Source organism: Caulobacter sp. SRI_014, from assembly GCF_057586315.1.
Genome location: NZ_JBYCZQ010000011.1, coordinates 21,548 through 39,315 on the forward strand (window position 1 = coordinate 21,548; position 17,768 = coordinate 39,315).

The window sequence follows — 17,768 nt, forward strand, 5'->3', positions numbered from 1 at the left end:
GGAAGGATTGGGGACTGTGATGCGCAACTGGATGATCGGGCTGGCCGGTATGGCCGTGGTCGCCGTGGCGGCGCCGTCCATCGCGCAGGTCAGCTGGCAGCGGATGACGGACCGGACGGAGCGGTTCAGCATCGAGCTGCCGGGGGCGGCGAAGAGAACGACCGAGGCGGTGGGCAGCGAGAAGCTGGCGACCGTGGCGTATGAGGTCGAACTCGAATCCGGTTTCTACACGGTAGCATCGACCACCGTGCCCGCCACCCCGACGCCTGAGCAGGTTGAGGCCGGGCTGGACGCCTCCATCGATGGTGCGGTCGCGGCCAACAATGGCCTCCTGGCCTGGAAACGCACCGTGACGGTCTCGGGCCAGAGCGCGCGCGAGGCGGAGTACGCCATGACCTCCGGCGGCGTGACTATGCGCGGACGTGTGATGGTCACCTACCGCGCGCAGCGGCTGTACAGTGTGGTTGTCCTGGAAGAGGACGGCCAACCGGCCGGCGCCGCCGAGCGCGTGGTGCGCAGCTTCAGGCTGCTGGACTAGGACCCCGGACGTGGCGGTGACCCTGCGGCCCCTGGCGGTCGACGATGGCGAGACGGTGCTGGCCTGGCGCAACAGCGAGGCCGTGGCGCCCTACATGTACAGCGAGCACGAGATCACGGCGGAGGAACACGCCGGCTGGCTGGCGCGGGCGCTGGAGGGGGGCGACAGGCGGTTCTGGATCATCGAGCTGGACGGGGCCGGGGTGGGCCTGGCCAACCTGGTGAAGATCGATGCCGGCAATTCGAAATGCGAGTGGGCCTATTACCTGGCCGATCCGGCGACGCGGGGGCGCGGCGTCGGGTCGGTGGTCGAGTGGCTGGTGCTGACCTTCGTGTTCGAGCGGCTGGGCCTGAACCGGCTGTGGTGCGAGGTGCTGGTCGAGAACGAGGCGGTCTGGGGGCTGCACGAGCGGTTCGGGTTCACGCGCGAGGCGCTGCTGCGGGCGCATGTGAGGAAGGGCGGCGAATTCCGCGATGTCGTCGGCCTGGGGATGCTGGCGGCCGATTGGCCCGCCGCGAAGGCCGCGGCGCTGGCGCGGCTGGCCGACAAGGGGGTCGGCGCCGCCGAACTGGAAGCGGCGCTGGACGGCATGTGAGGCTGGCCCCAGATGGCGCTGGCCCCATATGGCGCTGGCCCTTGGCGCATCCGTTGCATTAAGACTTCCTTAACCGGCGAAAAGCCGGAGCGGAGGATCAGAATGGGACGGGTTTTGGCGGCGGTGGCCGTGGCGTTGGGTCTGGCGTTCGGCCAGGCGGCGGGCGCGGGGGCGGCCGACTGGACACTGCTGAAGGCATCGGACGCGGGCTTTTCGGCCGAGCTGCCGGGCGAAGCGACCTATGTCGGGACCGGCGCCGACGCGCCCGAGCAGTGGCTGCTCGTCGGCGGCGACGGGGTCTATGCCATCTTCGTCTCGCCAACCGATGGGTCGCAGGCTGACGAGACCCTGCTGGACGCCGTGCTGGACAACAGTGTCGAAGCCCTGGCGGGCGAGGTGCAGCAGCGCTGGACGACCGACAGCAAGGGCGGACCCGTGCGCTGGGCCCGGTTCGCAGGCCAGGCTTCGAACCTGACGGTCGAGGGCCAGGCCATCGCCATCGCCCGGCCGGGCACGGTGCTGGTCGCCGTGGCCCTGACGCCGGAAGGCGGCGATCCGGCCAATGTGGCGCGGTTCCTGGGCAGTGTGACGCTGACCCGCTAGGGGCAGTTCAGTTTTGGGCGCCATGCGCCCTTGGGGGGAGTTCGAGTGATGCGTGGTCTGGTGTTGTCCGTCCTGCTGGCGGTCGGGGCGATGGCGGGGGCGGTGCTGCCGGCCGGGACAGCGGCGGCGCAGGCCGGCGCCTGGCAGACGGTGACCGACAAGGAGATCGGCTATTCGATCGCCATGCCCGGCAAGCCCGAAATCGAGCGCCAGACCCGGGGCGAGGGCGAGATGGCCGTCGAGACCACGTCCTACGGCGTCTTCACCGAAACCACCGGCTATGGCATCGAGGCCGGCCGGGTGACCTTCTGGCCGGCGGGCGAGGAGACGGCGCGGATCGCCTCCATGGTCGACGCCATGCTGGATGGCCGTCCCACGCTCAGCCGCAAGGCGATGGTCGTGCCGGGCGGGTTCGGCGAGGAGGTCGACATGCTCGTGCCGATCGGCGGCCGCGACTCCCGGTTCCGGGTGCAGGTCGTCTATCACCAGCAGCGGGTGTTCACCCTGATCGCGACCTGGCCCGCCGACGGGTCGGGGGCGGACGCGACGAAGTTTCTGGACAGTTTGAAGCTCGACTAGGGTCGAGGTCGCCTAAGCCGCTTCCGGCGCGGCGCCGTGCAGGCCCTGCATAATGATGCGGTTGATATCGATCAGCGGGTCGATCTCTTCCTCGCGGCGGATGACGGCGCTGGTGTGCTTGCCGACCCAGATGGAGATCGAGATGATCTGGGCGCGCAGGGCCATGGGCAGGGCGTTGTCGGGCTGGCTGCAGTCGGTTGCGAGCGCCGACCATAGACGGCGGTTCCAGTCGAGGGCCTCGACGCGGCCTTCGATCTGGTGGTCCGGCAGTTTCTGGGCGTCCATCAGAGCGCGGGTGACCTGGCCAAACAGCCGGTACTCGGCGTCCTTCGGATTTTCAGCCCTCGCCGCCGCCTGTTGATACGCCTGAAGACCCATTTCCCAACCTCTCGTCCTCATAGTCCACCAGCTTCCGGCAGAGCATGAGCGCCTTGTAGTATTCCTTCTCCATGATGTGCTTGGAGATGTTAACGCACTCCGACAGGACCGCCGGATTGCGCACCACCCCCATGAACTCGGTCAGGCGGCGCACGAACTCGTCGTAGTAGCGGCCGGCCCCGGGCTCATCGAGGTACATCATCATCACGGGGAAGTAGACGTGGCGGGCCGGCGTCACCGCTTCGGCCTCCTGCATGATGTCCTTCTCGCGAAGCACGGAAGCCTTGTTCTGCAGGATCAAAACGCCGCGCCGGTCGCCATTCTGGACGACAGCGCCATTGAGGACGAACTTTTCGCCCGGCTTCAAGGACAGTTTGAGCGGCATCAATTTCCCCCTTCTGGAAGAGGGGCCCTCCCCCGATACACCGCCTTAAAATGGGCGATCATGGTTAACGCCTTATTGCCGCAGCGCCTCAAAAGCCGGTGATCTTAAGGGCGGGGTAACCATGATCGGGTGATCTGAAGCTTCAGGATTCCAAAGACTGTGACCACATGACGCGCCCCAAATCCGAAGTTTCCACAACCGCTTTGGGCATGACTCCCATTGTGGGCCAGGCGGCGCAGGTCAGGGCGTTCGGGGGCATGGCCGGACAGGCGGGTTCGGCGGCGTCGCTGACTCGCATGCTGGAGGCCATGGCCGAGATGAAGGCGGCCACCCTGGGCGGGGTCATCGACCAAGCCGTGGCGGCGCTGCAGAAGGACGACTTCACCACCGGCGGCCAGCTGGCCATCCAGGCGCTGGAGATGGACGAGCGGTCGGGCTTCGCCTGGTACCTGCTGGCCATCGCCCGGGAGCGGGCCGGCGACTTTCCCAGTTCGGTAAAGGCCTATGACAAGGCGCTGCAGCTGATCCCGGCCCATGCCGAGGTGGCCAACGACATGGGGCGGCTGGCCTATCGCATGGGCCTGAAGGAAACGGCCGAGAAGCTGTTCGCCCACTATGTGAAGATCCATCCGGAGAACCCGGAAGGGGTCAACAACCTGGCCTGCGCCGTGCGCGACCAGGGGCGGTACGACGAGGCGGTCGAGGTTCTGCGGCCGGCGCTGATGAGCAATCCCGAGGCGGCGGTGCTGTGGAACACGCTGGGCACGGTGCTGGCCGAGCAGGGCGATCCGCAGGGCTGCGTGACCTTCTTCGACGAGGCGCTTCGGCTGCAGCCGCATTTCCCCAAGGCGCAGTACAACCGCTCGACGGCCCGGCTGGCGCTGGCCGATGTCGAGGGCGCGCTCGCCGACTGCAACGCGGCGATGGCGGCCCCGATGCCGGCCGACGAGATCCAGATGATGCGGCTGGCCCGCTCGACCATGCACCTGAACCTGGGCGACCTGGTCAGCGGCTGGAGCGACTATGAGGCGCGGCGCGACCCCAACTTCGGGGATGTGACCCACTACCTGGTCGAACGGCCGGAATGGACGCCGGACAGCGACCTGGCCGGCAAGTCGCTGCTGATCTTCGGCGAGCAGGGATTGGGCGACGAGCTGTTGTTCGCGAACCTGATTCCCGATGTCCTGGCGGCGCTGGGGCCCGAAGGCCGACTGACCATCTGTGTCGAGCCGCGTCTGGTCCCGCTGTTCACGCGCAGTTTCCCGACCGCGCGGGTCGGGGCGCATGCGACCTTCGACGTCGACGGACGGACGGTGCGGGTCGCGCCGTTCCTCGATGAGGCGGACCTGGCCAGGATCGACCTCTGGACGCCGCTGGCCTCACTGCTGCAGCGGTTCCGCAGCCAGGTCGCGCAGTACCCGGCGCAGGGTGGCTATCTGACCGCCGATCCGGACCGGGTGGCGCACTGGCGCGAGGTGCTCAAGACCGCGCCGGCCGGGCTGAAGGTCGGACTGTTGTGGAAGAGCATGGTCGCCAAGGGCGCGCGGCACCGCTGGTTCTCACCCTTCGCCCTGTGGGAGCCGGTGCTGCGTACGCCCGGCGTCTGCCTGGTCAACCTGCAGTACGGCGACTGTGAAGCCGAGCTGGCCCATGCGAAATCTCAGGGCATCGACATCTGGGTTCCACCGGGCATCGACCTGAAGCAGGACCTCGACGACGTGGCGGCGCTGACCTGCGCGCTCGACCTGACCGTCGGGTTTTCCAACGCCAGCCTGAACCTGGCCGGGGCCTGCGGGGCGCCGGTCTGGCTGGTGACGCCGCAGGCCTGCTGGACCCAGCTGGGGACCGATCACTACCCTTGGTATCCCCAGACGCGGGTGTTTACCCCGACCAGCTATGCCGACTGGGAAGAGGTGATGGCGGACATGGCCCAGGCCCTGACCGTAAAGGTCCAGACCGGAACATAAGGCGTCCGCAGGGGTTGAATCCGGGCAGCGGCAATGACGCCGCCAGACGGGATGACAACGCCATGGCCGAATTCGACAACGAACCCGACGACCAGGATCGCGCTGAGGTCCTGGACGAAACCAACCTGACCGAGGACGGCGGCAACATCGCCAACTTCGACGAGATTTCGGACGTCTATGACGCCACCGCGGCGGCCGACGATGCCGACATCGATGGCCTCGATCCCGAGCGGGACGAGGCGGAATTCGACGGCGCTGAATTCGACACTCTCAGTGATGCGGGCGACCTGACCGAGGACCGCGACGACGCGGGACTGCGCACGGCGCCTGAAGACCGCAGCTTTGCAGCCGATGAGGACCGCGTGACCACAGAAGACGAACGCAGCCGCAACTATGAAGCCTCCGGCGGGACCGGCGACGAGTCCGACAAGACCGGCGTCAGCTCCGACCCGGGCGAGGACGCACCGGACGAGAAGGACGAGCACGTCGACCGGCAGTTGGACAAGGGCCTGAAGGAGACCTTCCCGGCCTCCGACCCCGTGTCGATCAATCCCGGGGCCGACTGACCCCAGAGTGGCGCCTGCCCATAGGTAAGGTGCGCCGCGCGTCGGAAACGGCGCGCGGCTTTTTCGCGTCCGGCGATGAAAACGCTTCACAGCGCGGTTCCGGACGCTAGTGTCCCATTTGAAACGTTTGTTTGGAGCGTCTGTTCGCTCCGAGGGGACCTGCATGACGACCCGCTTCGAAGGCACCAAGGATTACGTGGCCACCGACGACCTGAAGGTCGCCGTCAACGCCGCCATCGCGCTGCAGCGCCCGCTGCTGATCAAGGGCGAGCCCGGCACCGGCAAGACGGTGCTGGCCGAGGAGATCGCCAAGGCGCTGGGCGCGCCGCTGATCACCTGGCACATCAAGTCGACGACCAAGGCCCACCAGGGCCTCTATGAATACGACGCCGTCACCCGCCTGCGCGACAGCCAGCTGGGCGACGAGCGGGTCAAGGACGTCAAGAACTACATCAAGAAGGGCAAGCTCTGGGAGGCCTTCGAGGCCCCCGGCGTGCGGCCGGTGCTGCTGATCGACGAGATCGACAAGGCCGACATCGAGTTCCCGAACGACCTCCTGCAAGAGCTCGATCGGATGGAATTCTACGTCTACGAGACCGACGAAACCATCAAGGCCGTGGTCCGCCCGGTGGTGATCATCACCTCCAACAACGAGAAGGAACTGCCGGACGCCTTCCTGCGCCGCTGCTTCTTCCACTACATCAAGTTCCCGGAAACCGACACGATGAACGCCATCGTCGAGGTCCACTATCCGGGGATCAAGCAGAAGCTGGTCGCCGAGGCGCTGCGCATCTTCTACGACATGCGCAAGGTGCCGGGCCTGAAGAAGAAGCCCTCGACCAGCGAGCTGCTCGACTGGCTGAAGCTGTTGATGGTCGAAGACATCGGCGAGGACGTCCTGAAGGAAAGGGATCCGACCAAGCTGATCCCGCCCCTGCACGGCGCCCTGCTGAAGAACGAACAGGACGTCCACCTGTTCGAACGCCTGGCCTTCCTGGCGCGGCGTGAAGGGGCGACGCGTCCAGGTCAATAGGGGCCGGGCAGTAAGGCTTGCCGACAATTGAATTACGTGAGTAACTCCCTCGGGTAACCGGGGGAGTTTTCTTATGCGCGTATGGGCCTGGGTGGGAACGCTGGCGGCGGCGCTGATGCTGGCGGGAACGGCAAGCGCGGCCGAGTGCGAGGCCGGAAAGGACGGGGCGAAACTGTCGCGGCTGGGGTCGGGCAATTTCGCCATGGATCTGGTCCTCGGCATGACCTTGACCGATCCGATGAAGGCCGGCGGGGTGAAGGCCAGCCAGGTCAAGAAGCTGCCCAAGGCCTGCGACCGGGGCGATTTCCTGGCCGGCAAGAGCCGCTACCGCGCCTATGGCCAGGCGCCGGCGAAGAAGGGCGTGCCGATCCGCTACGCTCTGCCCGAGGACGGCAAGGGGCCGATCGCCTACATCGTTCCGATGTCGACGGACGGCGAGGACGCCGGCTGGATGCTGGTGGTCAGCGACGGCGACGAGATGACCGCCTTCGCCAAGGTCAGCGCCGTGCCCAGCGACAACGACCTGCGGATCATCCTGGCCGGGGCGCTGGACGGGCGTTATCCGCGCAAGGTCGGGCTGAACCTGCGGACCGGCGGCACGACCCAGTACGTCAGCACCGACGAGCTGAAGGACGCCGGCGACAAGCCCACACCGAAATCCAGCCCGGAAATGCCCAAGCCGCCGCCTGGCGGCGGGCCGGGCGAGCCGCAGGTGCTGACCGCCCCGGACGGTGCGATCTTCAGGGCCACCGCAGGCGATGGTTGGGTCCACGGGGCGACCGGTTTTGTCTGCCCGGCCGCTGTGAACGGCTACAGGCGCGGCAAGGCGATCATCTTCGACGCGGCCGAGAACGGGCGCGATGTGGCTTGCCAGCTCGTCGGCAAGAACAGCTGGATGACCATCTACCTGACCAGAATTCCCGACAGCTATACGCCGGTCGAGGTGTTCTCGACCTACTCGGAACAGGCTCGGGCGACCGCGCCCTCGAAGGACGACATTGCTCCGCCCTGGATGCTGCCCAAGTCGCGGTACCCGTCCTACGGCGACTTCTGGATCGGATCGAAGGATCAGCGGGAAGGCCTGTGGGTGACGGCCATCGGGCCCTGGTATGTGAAGATGCGGGTGACCTACTTCCCGGATGAAGAGGGCGAGCTGGTCGATCTGGCGCAGGCCATGGCCAAACAGATCAGCGAGCAGGTCAGACCGCCGGAAATCTGAGGTCCCAGCGGCGGTTACCGCGAATTCACTGGATTACCGACCGTCACGGGGTCAGGTTCAACCTCGAGGTCGCCAAGAACTACCCAAAAGGGCTGAGACGACAATGAAGACGAAACTGATGACCGCCGTGGGCTGCGGCGCCATCCTGGTGATGGGCCTGAGCGCCTGCGAAAGTCGTGAGGCCTACCGGGCCCGCACCGCCGAGCAGTCGGCGCTGAAAGTGGTCAGCAAACTCGACTGCCCCGAGGCGCAGGGCAACCTGAAGCGCACGGCCGTCGCGGCCGATGGCCTGAGCTGCACCTATGCCGGGGACGGCTCCGAAGTCGTCCTCAAGCTGGTGGCCGTGAGCAACGACCCCGCCCGGGCGCTCGAGCCCATCGAGGCCGAGGTCAAGGCTCTGTTCCCGGCCGCGCCGGCGCAACCCGAGCCGCCGACGCCGCCCGCGAAGCCGGGCGAGGAACCGGCGAAAGATGAAGTGACCAGGGAAAAGGTCACCATGCCGGGTATCCACGTCGAGACCGAGGAAGGCGCCGGCAAGGACAAGGCCAAGGTGCGGATGCCTGGCATCAGCGTCGACACCGACGGCGACAACGCCAAGGTGAGGATCCTCGGCATCGAGGTCGACCACGACGAAGATACGAATGAGACCCGCATGGTCCGGGAACGCTGGCGGTCGGACAATGGCGACTTCGAGATCGACACCTCGGACGGCGACATGAGCATCCGGGGCGACAGCTTCTCAATCGGCGGCAAGCGCCGGACCGGCTATCGCAGCACCTTCGTCAAGACGACCAAGGCGCCGGACGCTCCCTGGAAGCTCGCCGGCTTCGAAGCGCAAGGCCCCAAGCGAGGCCCCCTGGTCGTGGCCGTGGTCAAGACCAAGGAGAGCCGCGACGCCGACGGTGAAAGCAAGCACCTGTTCCGCGACGCCAATTCGCTGGTCAGGCAGCAGTTCGATAAGTGACCCAAAGGCGTCTCCCTTCGCGATGCGAGGGGAGACGCGTGGGCGCCCTGCCCTACTCCACCGCCTGAACGTCGGTGACCTTGTAGGCCAGCAGACGGCCGTCCTCGTCGGCGACCGAGACGTATTCCCCGACCGCGAAGCGATGCTGGCCGAGCTTGTGGACCGCCTCGTCGTCGGTGTCGGTGTCCTCGTCGTAGTCGAAGTACCAGTTGTCCCGGCGGCGGGCCAAACGGCCGGTCGCAGCGTCCTCGTCAGGGGCGAAGCGACGCACGGTGCAGTCGGCCTTGGCCCTTCCGAAGGCGTCGAGGTCGAGCATGCCGTCGTCGGTCAGCGGCGCGGTCAGGGTGTAGCCGCGGTGGTCGTCGCCATCGGCGAATTCGGTGCCCGGATTGCGGGCAAGGCGCATGATGATGCGGGACAGGGTCATGCCTGTTTCTCCGTTTGTTGAACGCTAATGGGACAGGAAGAGCGACGGACCGTCGTTGTTGAGCAGGGTCCGCGTGGTGCCGCCGAAGATGTACTCCTGCAGCCTTGGGTGGCCGAAGGCCCCGGCGACCAGCAGGCCCGCCCCCAGCCGCCTGCAGGCGTCCAGCAGCAGGGGCGCGGCGTCGCCGTTTTCGGCGATTACCTCGACCTCGGCCTTCACTCCGCGATCGGCGAAGAAGGCCTGCAGCCGGCCGCCGTCGAAATTGCGCGACGAGGCGGACGGGGCGCAGAGGATGACAACGCGACTGGCCTTTTCCAGCAGGGGTTGGGCGGTGCGGGCGGCGCGGCTGGCTTCCTTGCCGCCGTCCCAGGCGACGGCGACGACGCCGCCGACCGTGAGGCCCGGGCGTGCGACGATGGTCGGTCGCTGTTCGTCGGCGACGGTCTGCTGGAAGGCCTCGGCCAGCGGGCCACGGCCCCGGGCCGCTTCGTCCGTGAAGACGACGACGTCGGACAGGCGGCCTTCCATCGAGAGGCCGGCCCAGACGGGGGTTTCCAGGCTGACCAGCCGGGTCTTGGCGTAGCCGCAGGCCGCGACGGCGGCCTGAGCGGCGCGGGCGCCTTCGGCGGCCGCCTCCTTCAGGCTGTCCATGGCGGTGATCTGCACTCCGCCCATGAAGCCTTCGCCCATCCAGGGCATCAGGTCGGCGACGTCGGCCGGGGCATGGACGGCGGCCAGTTCGGCGTCGAACGGCGCGGCGATGGCGGCGGCGGCCGCCAGCACCTGTTCGTCACCGGCGCCACCGGCCAGCGGCGCCATGATACGGGCCCAACTCATGAGTGGTTCTCCATGCGTAGACCAACGAATGTGGGTGACATGGCGTTCCTGTCGTTGATCTTTGTCAAGCGATGCTCCAGTTGGACGTTCCCTAAAGTCGAGTGAGGAACAGAGACGATGGCCAAGGCCGCGCGCGGTAAGCAACCGAGAGCCTGGCAGCGCATGCTGTCGGGGCGCCGCCTGGACCTGCTCGACCCCTCCCCGATGGATATCGAGATCGAGGATATCGCCCACGGCCTGGCCCGGGTGGCCCGCTGGAACGGCCAGACGATCGGCGAGCACGGCTTCTCGGTGGCCCAGCATAGCCTGGTGGTCGAGGAAATCGCCGCCCACATCCAGCCGGACCTGGAGCCGCGCTGGCGGCTGGCGGCCCTGCTGCACGATGCCTCGGAGTATGTGATCGGCGACATGATCAGCCCGTTCAAGGCGGCGCTGGGGGTCTCTTACAAGGAGTTCGAGGAACGGCTGGAGCACGCCATCCACGCCCGCTTCGGCCTGCCGGCGAAGACACCCCAGAACATCAAGAAACTGCTCAAGACCGCCGACCGGGCCTGCGCCTTCTTCGAGGCCACCCAGCTGGCCGGGTTCACGGTCGAGGAGAGTCTGCAGATCTTCGGAGCCCCGCCGACCGGCTACAACCTGGTCATCCATCCCCAGCCGCCGGCCGAGGCGCAGGAGCGTTATGTGGCGCGGTTCCATACCCTGTCGGAGGCGGCCGGGTATGAGCGGACGCCGCAGGCCTTCAGCACCGAATGACTCTCATCGTCAGCCCGCTGCGGGACGCGCCGACGGTCATCAAATGGAAGAAGCCGTCGCACGTCGTCACCCTCCTCGAAGAGGGGCTGATGGGCCAGGCGCCGCGGGCGCTGTATCCGGACCGGCACTTGAAGCTGACCGTGCACGACATCTGGCAGGAGACGGTGGGCGAGACGCTTCCCGACGAAGGGCTGGTGCGCAAGCTGCTCGACTTCTCGCGGACCTGGGACGGGGACGCGCCGATGCTGGTGCATTGCTGGGCCGGGGTGAGCCGCTCGACGGCCAGCGCCTTCATCGTCGCCTGCGACCGCAACCCCGACGCTGACGAGGCGGTCATCGCGGCGGCCCTGCGCAAGGCCTCGCCGGGCGCGACGCCGAACCCGCTGATCGTGAAACTGGCCGATGATGTGATGGGGCGCGGCGGGCGAATGGCCGACGCGGTCAGCGGCATCGGCAAGGGCGCCTACGTCTACCCGGGCGCGCCGTTCGAGATGCCGTCACGGTACTAGTGCCTCCCCCATCGGGGGAGGAACTGCTATCCCCGAGTCATGAACCCGTCCGTCGTCATTGGCCTTTCCGCCGTCATCGTCGCCATTCGCGACGGCGAGGCCGTGGTGCTGACCGTGCGGCCGGAGGGGGCGGCGGGGCTGCCGTTTGGGCCGTTTGCGCCACAGAGCGACCGGACGTTCGAACTGGCGCTGCGCGATTTCGTGGCCAGCCAGACGGGGTTCGAACTGGGCTATGTCGAGCAGCTCTACACCTTCGGCGACCGGGGCCGGGATGCGCCCAGGGCCGAGGTCGGGGCCGGGGCGGCGCGGGTGGTGTCGGTCGGATACCTGGCCCTGACGCCGTCGGCCAGCGCCGACCCGGCCTGGTCGCCGTGGTCCAGGTTCTTTCCCTGGGAGGACTGGCGCAAGGGGCGGCCGGACCTGATCGACGAGGGCATCAAGCCGGCCCTGATGGCCTGGGCCGGCAAGGACGCCGGACGGGCGGCGCGGGCCCGGCTGGCCTTTGCGCTCGACGGGGCGTCGTGGAACGAGGAGCGGGTGCTGGAGCGCTATGAGCTGCTCTACGAGGCCGGCCTGGCCCCCGAGGCGGCGCGCGACGCGGCCCGGGCGGAGGGCCGCGATCCGGCCGAGCCGGCGGCGATCTCGGCGGCCTTGGGCGAGCCGATGATCAGCGACCACCGGCGGATCCTGGCCACGGGGCTGGGGCGGCTGCGCGGCAAGCTGAAATACCGGCCGGTGGTGTTCGAACTGATGGCCGGGGAGTTCACCCTGTCGGCCCTGCAGAAGACGGTCGAGGCCATCGCCGGCATCCCCCTGCACAAGCAGAACTTCCGCCGGGTGGTCGAGCGGACGGGCCTCGTCGAGGGGCTGGGACGGATGGATGTGGAGACCGGCGGCCGGCCGGCGGAACTGTTCCGCTTCCGCCGTGAGGAACTGCAGGCGAGGCCGGCGCTGGGGTTAAGCCTGCCGGGCGTGCGGGACTGAGCTCCATCCTTCCCCGTTCACGGGGAAGGGGGACCGCCGGCGAAGCCGGTGGTGGAAGGGGCGAGTGACAAAGAACAGGCGCTGGCGCACGGCCCTTGCCCCCACCACCGCTTCGCGGTCCCCCTCCCCCGTAGACGGGGGAGGATGAGGACTACTCCGCCGCCATCGGCGGCGCGGCGTCTGCCTCCGCTTCGGCCTTCTGACGTTCCAGCCATTTGGCCTTCAGCGTCTTCGAGGTCTCGCGCGAGCCGTCGGGGCTCCAGCCGGGCGGCCCGAACAGGTAGCCGAAGACCTCGCGGATCGAGCGGGAGCCGGCGAGGTCCTTGCCGATGCCGATCCACTCGTGGAAGGCCACCCGCAGGATGTTGAAATCGCCCAGGTTCTTGACCAGGCCGTAGCGCGGCGGTTCGGCCTCGGTTTCCGGGATGAAGGTGCCGAACATGCGGTCCCAGATGATCAGGATGCCGGCATAGTTGGCGTCGAGATAGCGGGGGTTGCGGGCGTGGTGGACGCGGTGGTGCGACGGCGTGTTGAACACCGCCTCGAACCAGCGGGGCAGTCGGGTGATCGCCTCGGTGTGGATCCAGTACTGGTAGACCAGGCTGATGCCCTTCTGGATGGCGATCATGGCCGGCGGGAAGCCGATCAGGGCCATGGGCAGCCACAGGATCCAGGTTCCGGCGACGCCGCCGGTCCAGGTCTGCCTTAGCGCCGTGGCAAGGTTGTAGTGCTGGCTGGAGTGGTGGTTGACGTGGCTGGCCCACCAGAACCGCCGTTCGTGGCTGAGGCGGTGGAACCAGTAGTAGGTGAAATCCTCGATGAAGAAGATCGCCACCCAGGCCCACCAGGCCGTCATCGGGATGTCGAAGATGCGGTGCTGCCAGACCCAGATGACCACGGCGACGATGGCCGCTCCGGTCAGCAGGCCGGCGATGTTGCTGCCCAGACCCATGAGCAGGGAGGTGGCGGTGTCTTTGGCCTCGTAGCTTGCTTTTACCTTCTTGAACCGGCGCAGCAGGATTTCGCCGACGATGGTCAGCACGAACAGCGGGATGGCCAGGGTGACTGGGTCGAAGGCCGGCTTGATGGGGTCGAGGGTCATGCTGCGGCCATCCCTTCGAGGGTGGCCGGGTCCATCTGGGGCGGCCAGGGGGTGACGCCACTGACGGCGAGCGAGAGTTTCGGGGCAGCCGGGTCAGGGGTGCGCAAACGCACGCGGCCACCACGGATCGGCGAGTCGATCGCGGCCTGCCAGGCCATGTCGCGGGTCACCCAGCTGTCGCCCAGCTGGGCCAGGATCAGGGCGCGGTCGCCACTGCGGGCGATAGCGCCGAGGCCGTCGGCTGCGATCCAGACAGCGTTGATCGGGTAGCCCGGATAGTCGGTGTCGATCAGGTGACGCGCGGTCGCCTCGTCCAGCGGCTCGGTCGGGCGCGGGATGCGGGCCCAGGCGGCGAGGCCAACCATCGTGGCCACCGCCACGGCCGAGCCGATCAGCTGTATCAATATGGCGTTCAAAGTGACGCTCCGTTCCCCGGGCGGGGAGTGTCGTCAGACTGACGGTGGCGTCAATGAAAAAGGCCCCCGCCGGAGGGCGGGGGCCTGTTCCACAAAGTCGCGGTTTAGTGCGGCTTAGAACTTGCGGACGTAGCTGACGCCGACCACGTCGGCTTCGGCGTCGTCGCCGTCATGACGGGTCCAGTCGAGACGGACGCCGTCCTTCTCGGTGAAGAAGTACTGGCCACCGATGCCGTAGGCGAAGCCGTCCAAATCGGCCGACTGGCTGATACCGCCGCCCTTGGCCTTGATTTCCGAGGTGGCGTAGCCGGCGCGGGCGAAGATGTCGAAGCGCTCGGTCACCGGGTAGTAGCCGACAGCGAAGGCGCCGACTTCATGCTTCAGGTCAACGTCCACGTTCGTGCCCAGCACGTCGAAGTCATCGCCCTTCACGCCGGCGGCGAGTTCGCCTTCAACGCCGAAGTATTTGCCGAAGCGGGCGCCGATGCGGCCCTGCAGGGCGCCGAGGTTGACGTCCGCGCCGTCATCGGCGCTGACGTTGGCGTAGCCGACGGTGCCGTAGACGGTGGTGCCGCTGGTGTCCTGGGCAGAAGCAGCGCCAGCAAAACCAACAGTGGCCAAAGTGGCGACCGAGGCGGCCGCAATCATGAGAGATTTCATTGTTATAAACTCCTGACTTAATCTAGCAGTTTGGGACCCCTCCCTGCCCAGCGTTAGGTAGGGTCGAAACCCGGCGGCGCAACGGCGGTTCCGGGTTTGGATTGCGGCGAAAGCGTTGCGTTGCGGCGAAGCCACACCCCCCGTTCGCCCAAGCGTGATCCGTACGGGGATGACGCGGGGCCGCGTCGTGCTATCTAGCGCGCCAAGAAGAAACTGCGGGCCGGGGGCGGCTCGCGTCGGGAAGCAAATCACCGTGCATCAGGCTGTCATCGCCGCCACCGGGCTGTTCACGCCCGACCAGAGCATTTCCAACGAAGAGCTGGTTATCGCCTTCAACCGCTTCGTCGAGCTGCATAACGAGCGCAACGCCGAGGCCATCGCGGCCGGGACGGTCGAGGCTCTGGCGCCGTCATCGCCGGAGTTCATCGAGAAGGCCTCAGGCATCAAGGCCCGCTTCGTGATGGACAAGGCCGGCATCCTCGACCCCGAGGTGATGACCCCGCGCATTCCCGAGCGGCCGAACGAGGAAATTTCGGTGCTGGCCGAGATGGCGGTCAAGGCGGCGAAAGACGCCATCGCCGCCTGGGGCAAGGATGTCAGCCAGATCGACGCGGTGCTGTGCGCGGCCTCCAACATGCAGCGGGCCTATCCGGCCATGGCCATCGAGGTGCAGCAGGCGCTCGGCATCGAGGGCTTCGCCTTCGACATGAACGTGGCCTGCTCGAGCGCGACGTTCGGGATCAAGACGGCGGCCGATTTCGTGGCCAGCGGGTCGGCCCGGGCCGTGCTGATGGTCAATCCGGAGATCTGTTCGGGCCACCTGAACTTCCGCGACCGCGACAGCCACTTCATCTTCGGCGACGTGGCCACCGCCGTGATCGTCGAGCGGGCCGAGGATGCGGCGCCGGGCCAGGGCTGGGAAATCCTCGGCACGCGGCTGAAGACCGTCTTCTCGAACAACATCCGCAACAACTTCGGCTTCCTCAACCGCGCCGCCCCAGAGGGCATCGGGGCCAGGGACAAGCTGTTCGTCCAGGAGGGCCGCAAGGTGTTCCGCGAGGTGGTGCCGATGGTCAGCGAAATGATCGTCGACCACGCCGGCGACATCGGCGTCGATCCGCACGGCCTCAAGCGCATGTGGCTGCACCAGGCCAACATCAACATGAACGAGATGATCGGCAAACGCGTCCTGGGCCGCGATCCCGAGCCCGGCGAGAACGTCATCATCCTCGACGACTACGCCAACACCTCTTCAGCCGGCTCGATCATCGCCTTCCACCTGCACCATGACGGCTTCGGTGCGGGCGACACGGGGCTGATCTGCAGCTTCGGCGCCGGCTATTCGGCCGGGACGGTGTTTGTGAGGAAGCGCTAGCCCCTCCCCTCTTGCCAACCCGGCCAACCCGGTCCCTCATGCCCGCCCACCATTTCGAGGGCAGGCAACTACATGGACATCGGCGTCTTTATCCCGATCGCCAACAACGGCTGGATCATGTCGGCGACCTCGCCGCAGTACATGCCGACGTTCGAGCTGAACAAGCAGGTGACGCTCAAGGCCGAGAAGTACGGGCTGGATTTCGCCCTCTCGATGATCAAGCTGCACGGCTTCGGCGGCGAGACCGAGTTCTGGGACTACGCGCTGGAGAGCTTCACCCTGATGGCGGGCCTGGCGGCCGTGACCAGCAAGATCAAGCTCTATGCCTCCGTCCCCGTGCTCGCCATTCCGGCGCCCATCGCGGCGCGGATGGCGGTGACCATCGACAGCATCTCGAACGGCCGCTTCGGCATCAACATCGTCTCGGGCTGGCAGAAGGCCGAGTACGACCAGATGGACATCTGGCCCGGCGAGCGCCACTTCCTCAACCGCTACGACTTCTGCGCCGAGTACGTGACGGTGATGAAGGAGCTGTGGCGCGACGGGGAGTCGAACTTCAAGGGTGAGTTCCTCACCATGAAGGACTGCAAGCTGCTGCCCAAACCTCAGGCCGACATCAAGATCGTCTGCGCCGGCCAGAGCCAGACCGGCGTCGATTTCGCCGCCAAGTACGCCGACTACAATTTCTGCTTCGGCATGGGTCTGAACGAGCCGAAGAAATGCGCCGAGGCCGTGGCCCGCAACGTCGCCGCCGCCAAGAAGGCCGGGTCGAACACCGGGGCCCTGCTGCTGTTCATGATCATCGCCGACGAGACCGACGAGGCGGCGATGGAGAAGTGGGAAACCTACAAGAAGGGCGCGGACCTCGACGCCATCGCCTGGATGAACCACCAGGGCGAGGCCGATCCGCGCGGGGCCCTGGACGTCAGCGCCATCTATATGAGCCGGCCGCCGTCGGCGATGAACCTCAACATCGGCACCCTGGTCGGGTCGTATGAGACCGTGGCGAAGCTGATGGACGAGATCGCCGAGGTCGAGGGCGCCGCCGGGGTACTGCTGACCTTCGACGACTTCCTGGTCGGCCTCGACCAGTTCGGCCAGCGCATCCAGCCGCTGATGAAGACGCGCGCCAATGTCGTCTCTGCGTAGCCGCCCGCAATCGATGGCCGAGGCGCGGCCGGGGGCGGTGATGCTGCCGGCCCGGCCCGAGGCGGTGCCCCTGTCGCCGAAGGACACGGCGCTGATCGTCGTCGACATGCAGAACGCCTATGCCTCGCCCCAGGGGTATCTCGACAAGGCCGGGTTCGACATCGGCGGGGCCGCCGCCGTCATCGGCCAGATCGGCCAGGCCTGCGAGGCGGCGCGGGCGGCGGGGGTGCAGGTCGTCTACTTCCAGAACGGCTGGGACCCGGGCTACGTCGAGGCTGGCGGCGAGGGATCGCCCAACTGGTGGAAGTCCAACGCCCTGAAGACCATGCGCGAGAAGCCGGAACTCGAGGGCCAGCTGCTGGCCAAGGGCGGCTGGGACTATGAGCTGGTCGAGGCGCTGAAGCCCCACACCGGCGACATCGTCATTCAGAAGCCGCGCTACAGCGCCTTCTTCAACACCTCGCTGGACTCGGTCCTGAGGGCCCGGGGCATCCGCAACCTGGTGTTTGTCGGGATCGCCACCAATGTCTGCGTGGAATCGACCCTGCGCGACGCGTTCCACCTGGAATACTTCAGCGTCATGCTGGAGGACGCCGTGCACCAGGCGGGACCGGCCTTCCTGCAGGAGGCCACCGTCTACAACGTCGAGAAATTCTTCGGCTGGGTGAGCAACACCGCCGACTTCTGCGGGGCCATCCGCCAGGCCCCGCCTACCTAGGAAAGCAG

Annotated in this window: 22 protein-coding genes; 15 read left to right on the forward strand and 7 right to left on the reverse strand. The window is 67.2% G+C overall.

Translation table 11 applies throughout. The annotated features are described in order from the left end of the window. Positions 1-19 precede the first annotated feature (19 nt). From AC2YG9_RS18985 to AC2YG9_RS19000, 4 genes are all read left to right on the forward strand, one after another. The gene (locus tag AC2YG9_RS18985; RefSeq protein WP_487299563.1) at positions 20-538 is read left to right on the forward strand and encodes a hypothetical protein; all 519 of its coding nucleotides are present in this window, start codon (positions 20-22) and stop codon (positions 536-538) included. Between the two features lie 10 nt (positions 539-548). Continuing rightward, entirely contained in the window at positions 549-1,133 is a 585-nt protein-coding gene (gene pseH, locus AC2YG9_RS18990) for a UDP-4-amino-4,6-dideoxy-N-acetyl-beta-L-altrosamine N-acetyltransferase (RefSeq protein WP_487299564.1), read from the forward strand. Positions 1,134-1,235: 102 nt separating this feature from the next. Then, positions 1,236-1,736 carry a hypothetical protein gene (locus AC2YG9_RS18995; RefSeq protein WP_487299565.1) on the forward strand — a complete coding sequence of 167 codons (501 nt, stop codon included), beginning with the start codon at positions 1,236-1,238 and terminating at the stop codon, positions 1,734-1,736. 48 nt (positions 1,737-1,784) lie between these two features. Then, the gene (locus AC2YG9_RS19000; protein ID WP_487299566.1) at positions 1,785-2,315 is read left to right on the forward strand and encodes a hypothetical protein; all 531 of its coding nucleotides are present in this window, start codon (positions 1,785-1,787) and stop codon (positions 2,313-2,315) included. 12 nt (positions 2,316-2,327) lie between these two features. Here the strand turns inward: AC2YG9_RS19000 and flaF are convergent, their stop codons facing one another. Beyond that, complete coding sequence (gene flaF / locus AC2YG9_RS19005) at positions 2,328-2,693, reverse strand: flagellar biosynthesis regulator FlaF (protein ID WP_487299567.1); 366 nt, start codon at positions 2,691-2,693, stop codon at positions 2,328-2,330. Beyond that, positions 2,653-3,078, reverse strand: a complete 426-nt coding sequence (gene flbT / locus AC2YG9_RS19010; protein ID WP_487299568.1) for a flagellar biosynthesis repressor FlbT — start codon at positions 3,076-3,078, stop codon at positions 2,653-2,655. Before flbT ends, flaF begins: the two co-directional genes overlap by 41 nt. Before the next feature lie 209 nt (positions 3,079-3,287). Here flbT and AC2YG9_RS19015 point away from each other — a divergent pair, with 209 nt between their 5' ends. From AC2YG9_RS19015 to AC2YG9_RS19035, 5 genes are all read left to right on the forward strand, one after another. After that, a complete protein-coding gene (locus AC2YG9_RS19015; RefSeq protein ID WP_487299569.1) occupies positions 3,288-5,045 on the forward strand; it encodes a tetratricopeptide repeat protein in 1,758 nt (585 codons plus the stop codon). 62 nt (positions 5,046-5,107) lie between these two features. Further along, positions 5,108-5,611, forward strand: coding sequence for a primosomal protein (locus tag AC2YG9_RS19020; protein ID WP_487299570.1), 504 nt, complete (start codon positions 5,108-5,110; stop codon positions 5,609-5,611). 163 nt (positions 5,612-5,774) lie between these two features. Continuing rightward, on the forward strand, positions 5,775-6,644 hold the full coding sequence (locus AC2YG9_RS19025) for an AAA family ATPase (protein ID WP_487299571.1): 870 nt from the start codon (positions 5,775-5,777) through the stop codon (positions 6,642-6,644). Positions 6,645-6,717: 73 nt separating this feature from the next. Continuing rightward, positions 6,718-7,863, forward strand: coding sequence for a hypothetical protein (locus tag AC2YG9_RS19030; RefSeq protein ID WP_487299572.1), 1,146 nt, complete (start codon positions 6,718-6,720; stop codon positions 7,861-7,863). A gap of 103 nt (positions 7,864-7,966) precedes the next feature. Beyond that, positions 7,967-8,827: a hypothetical protein gene (locus AC2YG9_RS19035; protein WP_487299573.1), complete on the forward strand. Its 861-nt coding sequence runs from the start codon at positions 7,967-7,969 to the stop codon at positions 8,825-8,827. Between the two features lie 52 nt (positions 8,828-8,879). Here AC2YG9_RS19035 and AC2YG9_RS19040 read toward each other — a convergent pair whose 3' ends face one another. Both AC2YG9_RS19040 and AC2YG9_RS19045 read right to left on the reverse strand, forming a co-directional pair. Next, the gene (locus tag AC2YG9_RS19040; protein ID WP_487299574.1) at positions 8,880-9,254 is read right to left on the reverse strand and encodes a hypothetical protein; all 375 of its coding nucleotides are present in this window, start codon (positions 9,252-9,254) and stop codon (positions 8,880-8,882) included. Positions 9,255-9,278: 24 nt separating this feature from the next. Then, positions 9,279-10,091 carry a universal stress protein gene (locus AC2YG9_RS19045; protein ID WP_487299575.1) on the reverse strand — a complete coding sequence of 271 codons (813 nt, stop codon included), beginning with the start codon at positions 10,089-10,091 and terminating at the stop codon, positions 9,279-9,281. A 117-nt stretch (positions 10,092-10,208) separates the two neighbouring features. Between AC2YG9_RS19045 and AC2YG9_RS19050 the strand changes: the two genes are divergently transcribed. The 3 genes from AC2YG9_RS19050 to AC2YG9_RS19060 are packed head-to-tail and all read left to right on the forward strand — an operon-like array spanning position 10,209 to position 12,340. After that, positions 10,209-10,847 (forward strand): YfbR-like 5'-deoxynucleotidase, encoded by a 639-nt coding sequence (locus tag AC2YG9_RS19050; protein WP_487299576.1) that lies wholly within the window; start codon positions 10,209-10,211, stop codon positions 10,845-10,847. Continuing rightward, positions 10,844-11,356: a tyrosine phosphatase family protein gene (locus AC2YG9_RS19055; RefSeq protein WP_487299577.1), complete on the forward strand. Its 513-nt coding sequence runs from the start codon at positions 10,844-10,846 to the stop codon at positions 11,354-11,356. Before AC2YG9_RS19050 ends, AC2YG9_RS19055 begins: the two co-directional genes overlap by 4 nt. A gap of 39 nt (positions 11,357-11,395) precedes the next feature. Further along, a complete protein-coding gene (locus AC2YG9_RS19060; protein ID WP_487299578.1) occupies positions 11,396-12,340 on the forward strand; it encodes an NUDIX hydrolase in 945 nt (314 codons plus the stop codon). A gap of 151 nt (positions 12,341-12,491) precedes the next feature. Here the strand turns inward: AC2YG9_RS19060 and AC2YG9_RS19065 are convergent, their stop codons facing one another. The 3 genes from AC2YG9_RS19065 to AC2YG9_RS19075 form a co-directional block, all read right to left on the reverse strand. After that, on the reverse strand, positions 12,492-13,442 hold the full coding sequence (locus AC2YG9_RS19065) for a sterol desaturase family protein (protein ID WP_487299579.1): 951 nt from the start codon (positions 13,440-13,442) through the stop codon (positions 12,492-12,494). Continuing rightward, positions 13,439-13,858 (reverse strand): hypothetical protein, encoded by a 420-nt coding sequence (locus AC2YG9_RS19070; protein WP_487299580.1) that lies wholly within the window; start codon positions 13,856-13,858, stop codon positions 13,439-13,441. Before AC2YG9_RS19070 ends, AC2YG9_RS19065 begins: the two co-directional genes overlap by 4 nt. A gap of 114 nt (positions 13,859-13,972) precedes the next feature. Beyond that, positions 13,973-14,518, reverse strand: coding sequence for a porin family protein (locus AC2YG9_RS19075; protein WP_487299581.1), 546 nt, complete (start codon positions 14,516-14,518; stop codon positions 13,973-13,975). A gap of 253 nt (positions 14,519-14,771) precedes the next feature. Between AC2YG9_RS19075 and AC2YG9_RS19080 the strand changes: the two genes are divergently transcribed. The 3 genes from AC2YG9_RS19080 (at position 14,772) to rutB (ending at position 17,760) form a co-directional block, all read left to right on the forward strand. Then, positions 14,772-15,893: a beta-ketoacyl-ACP synthase III gene (locus AC2YG9_RS19080; protein WP_487299582.1), complete on the forward strand. Its 1,122-nt coding sequence runs from the start codon at positions 14,772-14,774 to the stop codon at positions 15,891-15,893. A gap of 72 nt (positions 15,894-15,965) precedes the next feature. Further along, the gene (gene rutA / locus AC2YG9_RS19085; RefSeq protein ID WP_487299583.1) at positions 15,966-17,042 is read left to right on the forward strand and encodes a pyrimidine utilization protein A; all 1,077 of its coding nucleotides are present in this window, start codon (positions 15,966-15,968) and stop codon (positions 17,040-17,042) included. Continuing rightward, on the forward strand, positions 17,026-17,760 hold the full coding sequence (rutB, locus tag AC2YG9_RS19090; protein ID WP_487299584.1) for a pyrimidine utilization protein B: 735 nt from the start codon (positions 17,026-17,028) through the stop codon (positions 17,758-17,760). Before rutA ends, rutB begins: the two co-directional genes overlap by 17 nt. Positions 17,761-17,768 lie beyond the last annotated feature (8 nt).